Source organism: Amycolatopsis sp. NPDC051372 (genome assembly GCF_040682095.1).
In the GTDB taxonomy this organism is placed as follows: domain Bacteria; phylum Actinomycetota; class Actinomycetes; order Mycobacteriales; family Pseudonocardiaceae; genus Amycolatopsis.
This window is the reverse complement of the sequence record NZ_JBFBAF010000003.1, coordinates 50,546-62,663: the sequence shown is the minus strand read 5'-3', so window position 1 is coordinate 62,663 and position 12,118 is coordinate 50,546. Positions and strand designations below refer to the sequence as shown.

Here is a 12,118-nt window from a genome sequence, read left to right as displayed (position 1 = left end):
GATGCACATCGTCCAGCTGGCGAACTTCTACGGGCCGCGCTCGGGAGGGCTGCGGACCGCCCTGCACCACCTCGGCGCGGGCTACGTCGCCAGCGGGCACCGCGTGACCCTCGTCGTGCCGGGCACCCGCTATGCCGTGGAGACGCTGCCCACGGGCGTGCGGCGGTACTCGCTGCCGGCGCCTCGGATCCCCGGCACGGGCGGCTACCGGGCGGTCGACCCGCATCGCGTGCGGTCTGTGCTGCGGCGGCTTTCGCCGGATCGCCTGGAGGTCTCGGACCGGCTGACGCTGCGCGGGATGGGCACGTGGGCTCGCCGCAATGGTGTTCCCAGCACGGTGATTTCCCACGAGCGTTTAGATCGTCTGCTGGAGCAGTTTCTTCTGCCACGGCCGGTTGCGCGCGGTGTCGCCGACGTCGCCAACCGCCGGATGGCCGCCAGCTACGACACGGTCGTGTGCACCACCGCCTTCGCCCGCGCCGAGTTCGACCGGATCGCCGCGCCCAACGTCCGCCGGGTCCCCCTGGGTGTCGACTTGGTGACCTTCGCGCCGTCGATGCGCTCGGACTCGTGGCGGCACTCACTGGCCGGTGGCGCGGACGCCCTCTTGGTCCACTGTGGACGCTTGTCTCCCGAGAAACACGTGGAGCGCAGCGTGGATACGGTCGCCGAACTCACGGAGACCGGCGCCCGCGTGCGCCTGGTGATCGCCGGCGACGGGCCTCGAAGACGCGCGCTGGAGCGCCGCGCCCGCGGCCTCCCCGTGACGTTCCTGGGATTCCTCTCCGGCCGCGACGAGGTCGCTCGCTTGCTGGCCACCGCCGACGTCTCGCTCGCCCCGGGCCCGCACGAGACGTTCGGGCTGGCCGCCCTCGAAGCCCTCGCCTCCGGCACCCCCGTGGTGGTCTCCGCGTCGTCCGCCCTGCGCGAGATCGTCCGCCCCGGCTGCGGCGCCGCCGTCGACGACCACGCCCCCGCCTTTGCGACCGCGGTCACGGGGCTCTTGGACAGTCCCGAAGACCTCCGCCGCGCCGCCGCCCGGGCCCGTGCGGAGGAATTCGCGTGGCCGGAGTCGGTGCGGGGGATGCTCGCCGCTCTCGGCTGACGTTGGGTGGGGTCGACGTCGGGTGGGTTTGATCCGCGCGGGCCAGCCCAGCCCGGGGCAGTCCACTCCGACCAATCCACTCGGGCAGTCCCGGGCCCGACCGCATCGCGACCGGCGCGACGGGTCCCTTCGCGCCGCGCGACGGCCACGAGCGGACCTTTCGTGCCACAGGCGGAGCGTGAGTGGATCTTTCGTGCCATCCGCGCGGCACGAGGGGACCGTTCGTGCTGGTCTGCTGGGTGCGAGTGGTCCTGTCGCGAGGGGCCGGGTTGCGCCAACTCGAGCTGCGCGAGTGGACCTTTCGTGCCGCGGCTGGCGTGCGAGGGGACCGATCGTGCCGTGTTGGTGGGGCGAGTGGATCTTTCGTGGCATCCGCGCGGCACGAGGGGACCGTTCGTGCTGTGCGGATGGGTGCGAGTGGTCCTCTCGCGAGGGTCCGGTTGCGCCAACTCGGGCTGCGCGAGTGGAACTTTCGTGCCGCCGGCAGGGTGCGACGGGACCGATCGTGCCGCGGGCGGTGGTGCGAGTGGACCTTTCGTGCCGATCGCAGGGCGCGAGTGGACCGTTCATGCCGCGGGCGGCGGGCGAGTGGATCCCTCGCACCGAGCCAGCCGCATCGACCGGCCCCCGCCCCCGCGCACCCGCGACCGCAGGCCAACCCACAGCCCACCCCACCCCGCGCCCACCCGAGCCCAACCCACCCACCTCAGCCACCTGACCAGCAGCTGAGCCACCCTCAGCACCCACCCCGCACACCACTGTCTAGATTCGACGCATGCCCCGCGCAAGCCTGGACAAGGATCCGCACGAAGTCGCCGCCATGTTCGACGGTGTGGCGTCCGGTTACGACCGGGCCAACTCGTTCATGACGTTCGGGTTCGACCGGCGCTGGCGCACCACCACGGCGCGGGTGCTCGACGCCAAGGCCGGTGAGAAGGTGCTCGACCTGGCGGCCGGCACCGGCGTCTCCACGGTCGAGTACGCGCGCAACGGCGCCTACTGCGTCGCCGCTGACTTCTCGCTCGGCATGCTGCGCGCGGGGCTGCGCCGGAAGCTGCCGATGGTGGCGGCCGACGCGCTGCACCTGCCCTTCGCCGACAACTCGTTCGACGCCGTCACGATCTCCCTCGCGCTGAGGAACTTCGTCGACACCAAGGCCGCGCTCACCGAAATACTCCGCGTGGTCAAGCCCGGCGGCCGGCTGGTCATCTGTGAGGTGTCGACGCCCTCGTTCGCGCCCATCCGGTTCTTCTACCGGCGGTTCATCCTGAAGCTGCTCACCTGGGTCGGCAGCCGCTCGTCGACGAACCCCGAGGCCTACTCCTACCTGGCCGAATCCATGCTCGCGTGGCCCGATCAGCGGGCGCTGGGCGAGATCATCGCGAGCGCCGGGTGGACCGAGGTCGAGTGGCTGAACCTCACATTCGGCGTCGTCGCCATTCACCGCGCGAAGAAGCCCTCCGTAGACTCGTGAGCATGACGATCTCCCGCCGCAGCCCGGACCACGACGCCGAAGTGATCGTGGTCGGCGCCGGACCGGCCGGTTCCACCGCGGCCACGTACCTCGCGCGCGCGGGGGTCGACGTGCTGCTGCTGGAGAAGACCGAGTTCCCGCGCGAGAAGGTCTGCGGCGACGGCCTCACGCCCCGCGGCGTGAAGCAGCTGATCGACCTCGGCATCGACACCAGCGAGGACAACGGCTGGGTCCACAACCGCGGCCTGCGCATTCTCACCGGCGACCTCACGCTCGAGCTCGACTGGCCCGACCTCACCAGCTACCCGCCCTACGGCGTCGCCCGCACGCGCCAGGACTTCGACGACCTGCTGGCCAAGACCGCGGTCAAGGCCGGCGCGCGCCTGTACGAGCGCACCACCGTCACCAACGCCATCACCAGCTCGTCCGGTCGCGTGATCGGCGTCGAGGCGAAGGTCGGCCCCGAGAAGACGCCGGTGAGTTACCGCGCGCCGCTCGTGCTGGCGTGCGACGGGGTGTCCGCGCGGCTCGCGCTGAGCGTCGGCATCGAGAAGAACGAGAAGCGCCCCATGGGCGTCGCCGTGCGCCGGTACTACAAGAGCCCGCGCCACGACGACCCGTTCATCGAGGGCCACCTCGAGCTGTGGGACCGCTCGGACCCGCGCAACCCGAAGCTCCTGCCGGGCTACGGCTGGGCGTTCCCGCTCGGCGACGGCACGGTGAACGTCGGGCTCGGCATGCTCTCGACGTCCGCCTCCTTCCGCAACACCGACTACCGCGCGCTCCTGCGCCAGTGGCTCGACGGCACGCCCGAGGAATGGGGCTACCGCGAGGAGAACGCCATCGGCAAGGTCGGCGGCGCCGGCCTCCCCATGGGCTTCAACCGCACCCCGCACTACCGCGACGGCCTGCTGTTGCTCGGCGACGCCGGCGGCATGGTGAGCCCGTTCAACGGCGAAGGCATCTCCGCCGCGATGGAGTCGGCGCAGCTCGCGTCGGAGGTCGTCGTGCAGGCGCTCGCCCGCCGCGAAGGCCCTTCGCGCGAGCGCGCGCTGCAGGGTTACCCGCGCGCCGTCGGCGAGCTGATGGGCGGCTACTACCGCCTCGGAAACGTCTTCGCGAAGCTCATCGGCAACCCGAAGGTCATGCACGTGTGCACCAAGTACGGTTTGCGGATCAACAAGATCCTTCCGTTGGTGTACAAGGGACTTTCCGGCTGCTATGACGCCAAGGGCGGCGACGGCGTCGACCGCCTCATCGCGGCCCTCGCCCGCGCCACGCCCAGCCCCCGCTGATCCGAAGCGACAACCCGACCGACACCCCGGGCAACATCCGAACGACCCCGCACCGGCTCGCAGGCGTCCCGCGAGCCGGTGCGCCGATACCCGGCTGGAGCAATGGTTGCCCAGCCGGTCAGGTGGGATACGTCACAAGATCACGTCCGGATTGTCCCCGGCTACACCGGTAATCAACCCCTTATTCGCTGGTCCCGCGAGTGCGACCTGCGCTGCACCGTCCTGGCCGTGCGGTCAAGTTAGGTAAGCCTTATACCACGGCCCCTAGAGACGGCCGTGTGAGTCGCGTCCTACACTCCCCCCATGCTTGTGAATCGCTTCACATCCACGACGAGTGGCTTGTGAACTATTTCACAAGCGACCTGCGGTCCAACCACGGGCCGTAAGGGTGCCCTGACCCTCGGCGGTGTGACCCAGCTCCCTTAGGGTGCCGACGAGGAAGCGGACCACCACCCGAGAAGCAACCCGCAGCGGCGCGGAAAGGATGGCGAAGACCCCGTGCTGATGTTGCCCGTGCTGGCGCAGGCCGACCCCAGTGGAGCTGCGGCCGCGCCTGGCCTGAAGGTGTACCTGCCGCTCGTCCTGTTGTTCGTGCTGGCGCTCGGTTTCGCCACCCTGTCGGTGCTGCTGGGCCCGCTCGTCGGCCCCAGCCGCTACAACAAGGCGAAGCTCGCGGCCTACGAATGCGGGATCGAGCCTTCGCCGCAGCCGCTCGTCGGCGGCGGCCGGATGCCGGTGGCGTACTACATCACGGCGATGCTCTTCATCCTGTTCGACATCGAGATGGTGTTCCTCTACCCGTTCGCCGTGAACGCGAACGCGCTCGGTGTGTTCGGCCTGGTGGAGATCGTGCTGTTCATCGTTACGGTCGGGTTCGCGTACGCCTACGTGTGGCGGCGCGGCGGCCTGGATTGGAACTGAAGCCATGGGCCTCGAAGAGAAACTCCCCAACGGCATCCTGCTGGCCAGCCTCGAGGGCCTGGTCAACTGGGCGCGCAAGAACTCGCTGTGGCCCGCCACCTTCGGGCTCGCGTGCTGCGCGATCGAGATGATGACGGTCGGCGGTTCCCGCTACGACATCGCGCGCTTCGGCATGGAGCGCTTCTCCGCCACCCCGCGCCAGGCCGATCTGATGATCGTGGCCGGCCGCGTGACGCAGAAGATGGCTCCCGTCCTGCGCCAGATCTACGACCAGATGGCCGAGCCGCGCTGGGTGCTGGCGATGGGCGTGTGCGCCTCCTCCGGCGGCATGTTCAACAACTACGCCGTGGTGCAGGGCGTCGACCACGTGGTGCCGGTCGACATGTACCTCCCCGGCTGCCCGCCGCGTCCCGAGATGCTGCTCGACGCGATCCTCAAGCTGCACGCCAAGATCCAGGACGAGCCGATCAACGCCCGCCGCGCCGCCATCCGCGCGGCCAGCGGCGCGCGCACCGAGCTGATCGCCTCGTCGATCAAGTACGCGAAGAAGTGAGCCCGGTGCCCGAGAACCCCGAAACTCCTCAGACGCCCGAGACCGGTGGCGAGCAGTCCAGCGCCGAGCGGCCCGAAGCCGGCCTCGAGCCGCAGGGCACCACGCCCGCGGCTCCGGTGGAGCCCGTCGTCGCCGGCCGCGCCCGCAAGGGCATGTTCGGCGTCACCGGCAGCGGTGACACCTCCGGTTACGGCGGCGTGCGCCTGCCCGCCTACAGCCCGCCCCCGGCCGAGCGCCCGTACGGCGGCTGGTTCGACGAGTTCGCCGACGAGTTCTACGCGGCCTTGGCGGACAACAAGGTTCCGGCCGCGGCGATCCTGCAGACCACGGTCCACCGCGACGAGATCACCTTCTACGTCGACCGCGAGCACCTCCTGGAAGTGGCCCGCGTGCTGCGCGACGACACCGGCCTGCGCTTCGAGCTGCTGAGCTCGGTGTCCGGCGTGGACTACGGCGTGGACGTGCCGCAGCGCCTGCACTCCGTGTACCACTTCACGTCGATGACCTACCGGCGCCGCATCCGCGTCGAGGTCACCCTCGACGTGGACGACGCGCACGTGCCCTCGCTCGTCGGGCTCTACCCGACGGCCGACTGGCAGGAGCGCGAGACCTGGGACATGTTCGGCATCGTCTACGACGGACACCCCGCGCTCACCCGCATCCTCATGCCGGACGACTGGGACGGTCACCCCCAGCGCAAGGACTACCCGCTCGGCGGGATCCCGGTCGAATACAAGGGCGCGGAGATTCCGCCGCCGGACCAGCGGAGGTCGTACTCGTGACAACCAGCGAGAACCTTTCTGACGTCACCACCGGCACCGACACGTCCGCCGAAGGCGCCGAGAGCTTCGAATACGCCGACTCGCGCGACACCACCGAAGGCCGCGTCTACACGGTCTCCGGCGGCGACTGGGACGACGTCGTCTCCGACGCGCAGCACGACGAGCGCATGGTCATCAACATGGGCCCGCAGCACCCGTCGACGCACGGCGTGCTCCGGCTCGTGCTGGAGATGGAGGGCGAGACCGTCACGCAGCTGCGGTCGGTCATCGGCTACCTCCACACCGGCATCGAGAAGAACTGCGAATACCGCACCTGGACGCAGGGCGTCACGTTCGTGACGCGCATGGACTACCTCGCGCCGCTGTCCACGGAGATGGCCTACTGCCTCGGCGTGGAGAAGCTGCTGGGCATCAAGGCCCCGCCGCGCGCGGAGCTGCTGCGCGTGATGCTGCTGGAGATCAACCGCATCGGCTCGCACCTGGTCTACATCGCCACCGGCGGCATGGAGCTCGGCGCCACCACGGCGATGACGCTCGGCTTCCGCGAGCGCGAAGAGGTGCTGCACCTGCTGGAGCACCTGACCGGGCTGCGCATGAACCACGCGTTCATCCGCCCCGGTGGCCTCGCGCAGGACATGCCGGCCGACTTCCAGGAGAAGGTCTCCGCGTTCTGCAAGGTGATGGACAGCCGTCTTCCCTTGTACGACAAGCTCTTCACCGGTCAGCCGATCTGGCGCAACCGGCTCAAGGGCGTGGGTGTCCTGCCGGTCGACGCGTGCCTCGCGCTCGGCGTCACCGGCCCGATCCTGCGTTCGGCGGGCCTGCCGTGGGACCTGCGCAAGACCGAGCCCTACTCGCGCTACGACGAGATCGAGTTCGACGTCCCCACCTCGACCGACGCCGACTGCTGGGCGCGGTACCTCATCCGCGTCGAGGAGATGCACCAGAGCCTGCGGATCATCAAGCAGGTCCTGAAGATGCTCGAACCGGGCCCGGTCATGGTCGAGGACAAGAAGGTCGCGTGGCCCGCGCAGCTCTCGATCGGCAGCGACGGCATGGGCAACTCGCTCGAGCACGTCAAGAAGATCATGGGCCAGTCGATGGAGTCGCTGATCCACCACTTCAAGCTCGTCACCGAGGGCTTCCACGTGCCGCCGGGCCAGGTGTACTCGCCGGTCGAGTCGCCGCGCGGTGAGCTCGCGGCGCACCTGGTGTCCGACGGCGGCACCCGGCCGCTGCGCGTGCACGTGCGCGAACCGAGTTTCGTGAACCTGCAGTCGATGCCCGCGATGGCCGAGGGCGGGCTGGTGGCCGACGTGATCGCCGCGGTCGCGTCGATCGACCCGGTGATGGGGGGAGTGGACCGATGACGTACTCGACGGCAGTTCCGGAGCCGGGGCCGCACGACGCGAAGACGACGCACGCCGCGGCGGGCGCCGACACCGACGTGGTCGGCATCGCGCCCGACCCGGCCGCGGCCGCAGGCATTCTGGCGGACAACCCGGCCGTGGACGTGTTCGAAGAGGACACCCACACGCGGGCGAAGGAGATCATCGCCCGCTACCCGGTGGCGCGCTCGGCGCTGCTGCCGATGCTGCACCTCGTGCAGTCGGTGCAGGGGTACGTCAGCCAGGAGGGCATTTCCTTCTGCGCCAAGCACCTCGACCTCTCCGACGCCGAGGTCAGCGCGGTCGCGACGTTCTACACCATGTACAAGCGCCGCCCCTGCGGTGAACACCTGGTGAGCGTCTGCACCAACACGCTGTGCGCGGCGATGGGCGGCGAGGCGATCTACAAGAAGCTCCAGACGCACCTCGGTTCCGATGCCGCGCCGCTGGGCCACGAGGAGACGGCGGGCACGCCGAACGAGCCCGGCTCGATCACGCTGGAGCACGCCGAGTGCCTCGCGGCCTGCGACCTCGCCCCGGTCATCCAGGTCAACTACGAGTACTTCGACAACCAGACGCCGGAGAAGGCGGTGGCGCTGGTCGACGCGCTGCAGGCGGGCAAGAAGCCGGCCCCCACGCGCGGCGCGCCGCTGACGAACTTCAAGGGCGCGGAGCTGCAGCTGGCCGGGTTCTTCCCGGAGGACGAGCAGACTTACCGCGGGGACGTCGACGGGCCGTCGCAGGCCGTCGAAACCCTGCGGGGCGCGCAGATCGCGGCCGATCGCGGCTGGACCGCGCCGGCGACGCAGGACGTTCCGCTGCCTGAGTTGGAGAAGAAGTAATGCCCGATCCCATTACTCCGGTCCTCACGAAGCGCTGGCTGTCGCCGAACTCCTGGCGCATCGAAACCTACGAGCAGCTCGAGGGCTACACGGCCGCGCGCAAGGCACTTGCCGGCACGCCCGAGCAGCTGGTGCAGGTCGTCAAGGACTCCGGCCTGCGCGGCCGCGGCGGCGCGGGGTTCCCGGCCGGCGTGAAGTGGTCATTCATGCCGCCGAACTTCGACAAGCCGCACTACCTGGTGATCAACGCCGACGAGGGCGAGCCGGGCACGTGCAAGGACATCCCGCTGATGATGGCCGACCCGCACTCGCTCATCGAGGGCTGCATCATCGCCTCGTACGCGATGCGGTCGAACCACTGCTTCATCTACGTGCGCGGTGAGGCCCTGCACTGCATCCGCCGGCTCAACGCGGCCGCGCGCGAGGCGTACGCCAAGGGCTACCTCGGCAAGAACATCTTCGGCACCGGCTACGACCTCGAGCTGACCGTGCACGCCGGCGCCGGCGCGTACATCTGCGGCGAGGAGACAGCGCTGCTCGACTCGCTGGAAGGCCGCCGCGGCCAGCCGCGCCTCAAGCCGCCGTTCCCCGCGGCCGCCGGTCTCTACGCCGCGCCGACCACGGTGAACAACGTGGAGACCATCGCGAGCGCGCCGTTCATCATCAACGCGGGCTCCGACTGGTTCCGCGAGATGGGCCGCGAGAAGTCGCCCGGTCCGAAGATCTACTCGATCTCCGGCCACGTCGAGAAGCCCGGCCAGTACGAGTGCCCGCTCGGCACCACGCTGCGCGAGCTGCTGGAGCTCGCCGGCGGCATGAAGGACGGCATCCCGCTGAAGTTCTGGACGCCGGGTGGCTCGTCCACGCCGATGTTCACCGCCGAGCACCTCGACGTGCCGCTCGACTTCGAGGGCGCGGCCGAGGCCGGCTCGATGCTCGGCACCACCGCGGTGCAGGTCTTCAACGAGACCGTGTCCGTGCCGTGGGCCGTGATGAAGTGGACCGAGTTCTACGAGCACGAGTCCTGTGGCAAGTGCACGCCGTGCCGCGAAGGCACGTACTGGCTCGCGCAGATCCTGGAGCGCATGGTCGAGGGCCACGGCACCGCCGAGGACATCGACACGCTGCTGGACGTCTGCGACAACATCCTCGGCCGCTCGTTCTGCGCCCTGGGTGACGGCGCCGTGTCGCCGATCCAGAGCGGGATCAAGTACTTCCGCGAGGAGTTCCTCGCGCTGTGCGAAAAGAACAAGGCCGCCCAGCCCGAATTGGTGGGAGCTCAGGCATGACGATCGCGCCCGACAAGCCCGCGACCACGGAGACCCCGGTCCCCGAAGGCCACGTGAAGCTGACCATTGACGGTGAAGAGGTCATCGCGCCCAAGGGCGAGCTGCTGATCCGCACCGCCGAGCGGCTCGGCACGGTCATCCCGCGCTTCTGCGACCACCCGCTGCTCGACCCGGCCGGCGCCTGCCGCCAGTGCCTCGTCGAGGTGGAGATGGGCGGCCGGCCGATGCCGAAGCCGCAGGCCTCCTGCACGATGACGGTCGCCGACGGCATGGTCGTGAAGACGCAGCTCACCTCGCCCGTCGCCGACAAGGCGCAGCAGGGCGTGATGGAGCTGCTGCTCATCAACCACCCGCTCGACTGCCCGATCTGCGACAAGGGCGGTGAATGCCCGCTGCAGAACCAGGCGCTGGCGCACGGCCGCACGGAGTCGCGGTTCGTGGACACCAAGCGCACGTTCCCGAAGCCGCTGCCGATTTCCACGCAGGTGCTGCTGGACCGCGAGCGCTGCGTGCTCTGCCAGCGCTGCACGCGGTTCTCCGCGCAGGTGGCGGGCGACCCGTTCATCGAGCTCCTCGAACGCGGCGCCCACCAGCAGATCGGCACCGCCGAGACGGCCGACGTGCTGGACCTGGCCTCGCGCACCACCAGCGGCCAGCCGTTCCAGAGCTACTTCTCCGGCAACGTCATCCAGATCTGCCCGGTCGGTGCGCTCACCAGCGCCGCGTACCGGTTCCGGTCGCGTCCGTTCGACCTGGTGTCCTCGCCGAGCGTGTGCGAGCACTGCTCCTCGGGCTGCGCGGAGCGCACCGACTTCCGCCGCGGCAAGGTGCAGCGCAAGCTCGCGGGCGACGACCCCGAGGTCAACGAAGAGTGGCTCTGCGACAAGGGCCGCTTCGGGTTCCGTTACGTGCAGGCCGACGACCGCGTCCGCCGCCCGCTGGTCCGCAACGAGGCCGGCGAGCTGGAGGAGGCCTCCTGGACCGACGCGCTGCGCACCGCGGCCGCCGGGCTGGCGAAGGCCAGGGACGGCAAGGGCGTCGGGGTGCTCACCGGGGGCCGGCTGACCGTCGAGGACGCCTACGCGTACTCGAAGTTCGCCCGGCTCGCCTTGCGCACCAACGACATCGACTTCCGCGCCCGCGCGCACTCGGCCGAGGAGCTGGCGTTCCTCACCTCGTCGGTCGTGGCCACCACGCCGGAGACCGGCGTGACCTTCGGCGAGATCGAGCGGGCCCGCACGGTCCTGTGCGTGGCCTTCGAGCCCGAGGACGAGGCGCCGATCGTGTTCCTGCGGCTGCGCAAGGCGGCCCGCAAGAACCGCACCCGCGTCGTCCACTTGGGACAGTGGACCACCTCGTCTGTGCGCAAGACCTTCGGTGAGCTGCTCGCCTGCGTGCCGGGTGGCGAAGCCGCCGCGGTCGACGGCATCGCGCAGCACGCGCCGGACCTCGACTCCGCCCTGGCCGGCGGCAACGCGGTGATCCTCGTCGGCGAGCGTGCCGCCGAGGTGCCGGGCCTGCTCTCCTCGCTGCGGGCGCTGGTCGAGCGCACGGGCGCGCGCCTCGCGTGGATCCCGCGCCGGGCGGGCGAACGCGGCGCGCTGGCCGCCGGTTGCACGCCGACGCTGCTGCCGGGCGGCCGTTCCGTCTCCGACGACGCGGCCCGCGCCGAGGTCGAAAAGCACTGGGGCACCGCGCTTCCGGCAGAGCCCGGCCGCGACACCACGGGCATCCTGGAAGCTGCTTCCGGCGGCGGCCTCGACGGCCTGGTCGTCGGCGGGCTCGACCCCAACGACCTGCCCGACCCGGACCTGGCCCGGCGCGCGCTCGACAACGCCGGCTTCGTCGTCAGCCTGGAGCTGCGGGCGAGCGAGGTCACCGAGCGGGCCGACGTGGTCCTGCCGATCGCGCCGTCGGTCGAGAAGGCGGGCAGCTACCTCAACTGGGAAGGCCGCCGCCGCCCGTTCGACATCACGGTGGAAGGGACCGGGGCTCTCTCCGACGGCCGGGTGCTCGACACCCTCGCCGTCGAGATGGACGTGGACCTGTTCACGCAGACGCCGGCCGCCGCGGCGGGCGACTTCGCCAAGCTCGGCCAGGGCACCACGAACTGGGGCCACATCGCCACCGGGGCGCAGGCCGCGCCGGTGCCGGGCGCCGGCCAGGCCGTGCTCGCCACCTGGCGGCAGCTGATCGACAACGGCTCGCTGCAGGACGACGAACCGCACCTCAAGGGCACGCAGCGCAAGCCCGTGGCCCGGCTCTCGGCGAAGACCGCCGAAGGCCTCGGCGTCGCGGTCCGCGTGTCCACCGAGCGCGGCTCGATCACGCTGCCCGTCGAGGTCGCCGACCTGCCCGACGGGGTCGTCTGGCTCCCGGGCAACTCCGACGGCTCCGCCGTCCGCGCCGCACTGGCCGCGGGCCACGGCGCGCTGGTGCAGATCTCCGGAGGTGAACAGTGAGCCCGCA

Annotated in this window: 10 protein-coding genes; all 10 read left to right on the top strand. The window is 70.4% G+C overall.

The genetic code is table 11. The features are described from left to right. Window position 1: 1 nt before the first annotated feature. The 10 genes from AB0M56_RS05860 to AB0M56_RS05815 all read left to right on the top strand — a co-directional run bounded on the left by AB0M56_RS05860 (window position 2) and on the right by AB0M56_RS05815 (window position 12,111). Complete coding sequence (locus AB0M56_RS05860; protein WP_364171483.1) at window positions 2–1,105, top strand: glycosyltransferase; 1,104 nt, start codon at window positions 2–4, stop codon at window positions 1,103–1,105. A gap of 775 nt (window positions 1,106–1,880) precedes the next feature. Next, window positions 1,881–2,579 (top strand): demethylmenaquinone methyltransferase, encoded by a 699-nt coding sequence (locus AB0M56_RS05855; RefSeq protein WP_364171482.1) that lies wholly within the window; start codon window positions 1,881–1,883, stop codon window positions 2,577–2,579. Between the two features lie 2 nt (window positions 2,580–2,581). After that, window positions 2,582–3,874 carry a geranylgeranyl reductase family protein gene (locus tag AB0M56_RS05850; protein WP_364171480.1) on the top strand — a complete coding sequence of 431 codons (1,293 nt, stop codon included), beginning with the start codon at window positions 2,582–2,584 and terminating at the stop codon, window positions 3,872–3,874. Between the two features lie 504 nt (window positions 3,875–4,378). Next, complete coding sequence (locus AB0M56_RS05845; protein ID WP_354884578.1) at window positions 4,379–4,795, top strand: NADH-quinone oxidoreductase subunit A; 417 nt, start codon at window positions 4,379–4,381, stop codon at window positions 4,793–4,795. Between the two features lie 4 nt (window positions 4,796–4,799). Then, a complete protein-coding gene (locus tag AB0M56_RS05840) occupies window positions 4,800–5,348 on the top strand; it encodes an NADH-quinone oxidoreductase subunit B (protein WP_220245978.1) in 549 nt (182 codons plus the stop codon). Window positions 5,349–5,353: 5 nt separating this feature from the next. After that, window positions 5,354–6,130 (top strand): NADH-quinone oxidoreductase subunit C, encoded by a 777-nt coding sequence (locus AB0M56_RS05835; RefSeq protein ID WP_364171478.1) that lies wholly within the window; start codon window positions 5,354–5,356, stop codon window positions 6,128–6,130. Next, entirely contained in the window at window positions 6,127–7,500 is a 1,374-nt protein-coding gene (locus AB0M56_RS05830) for an NADH-quinone oxidoreductase subunit D (protein ID WP_364171476.1), read from the top strand. Before AB0M56_RS05835 ends, AB0M56_RS05830 begins: the two co-directional genes overlap by 4 nt. Further along, a complete protein-coding gene (gene nuoE / locus AB0M56_RS05825) occupies window positions 7,497–8,360 on the top strand; it encodes an NADH-quinone oxidoreductase subunit NuoE (RefSeq protein ID WP_364171474.1) in 864 nt (287 codons plus the stop codon). Before AB0M56_RS05830 ends, nuoE begins: the two co-directional genes overlap by 4 nt. Continuing rightward, entirely contained in the window at window positions 8,360–9,649 is a 1,290-nt protein-coding gene (gene nuoF / locus AB0M56_RS05820; protein ID WP_220245981.1) for an NADH-quinone oxidoreductase subunit NuoF, read from the top strand. The genes nuoE and nuoF overlap by 1 nt, the downstream gene beginning before the upstream one ends. Then, entirely contained in the window at window positions 9,646–12,111 is a 2,466-nt protein-coding gene (locus AB0M56_RS05815; RefSeq protein ID WP_364171472.1) for an NADH-quinone oxidoreductase subunit G, read from the top strand. The genes nuoF and AB0M56_RS05815 overlap by 4 nt, the downstream gene beginning before the upstream one ends. The last annotated feature ends 7 nt before the right edge of the window (window positions 12,112–12,118 follow it).

Excerpts from the sequence above, each read along its gene's own strand:
- AB0M56_RS05845 (WP_354884578.1), top strand. The coding sequence starts at position 4,379 with ATGTTGCCCGTGCTGGCGCAGGCCGACCCCAGTGGAGCTGCGGCCGCG.
- AB0M56_RS05855 (WP_364171482.1), top strand. The coding sequence starts at position 1,881 with ATGCCCCGCGCAAGCCTGGACAAGGATCCGCACGAAGTCGCCGCCATG.
- AB0M56_RS05850 (WP_364171480.1), top strand. The coding sequence starts at position 2,582 with ATGACGATCTCCCGCCGCAGCCCGGACCACGACGCCGAAGTGATCGTG.
- AB0M56_RS05840 (WP_220245978.1), top strand. The coding sequence starts at position 4,800 with ATGGGCCTCGAAGAGAAACTCCCCAACGGCATCCTGCTGGCCAGCCTC.
- AB0M56_RS05860 (WP_364171483.1), top strand. The coding sequence starts at position 2 with ATGCACATCGTCCAGCTGGCGAACTTCTACGGGCCGCGCTCGGGAGGG.
- nuoF (WP_220245981.1), top strand. The coding sequence starts at position 8,360 with ATGCCCGATCCCATTACTCCGGTCCTCACGAAGCGCTGGCTGTCGCCG.
- AB0M56_RS05815 (WP_364171472.1), top strand. The coding sequence starts at position 9,646 with ATGACGATCGCGCCCGACAAGCCCGCGACCACGGAGACCCCGGTCCCC.
- nuoE (WP_364171474.1), top strand. The coding sequence starts at position 7,497 with ATGACGTACTCGACGGCAGTTCCGGAGCCGGGGCCGCACGACGCGAAG.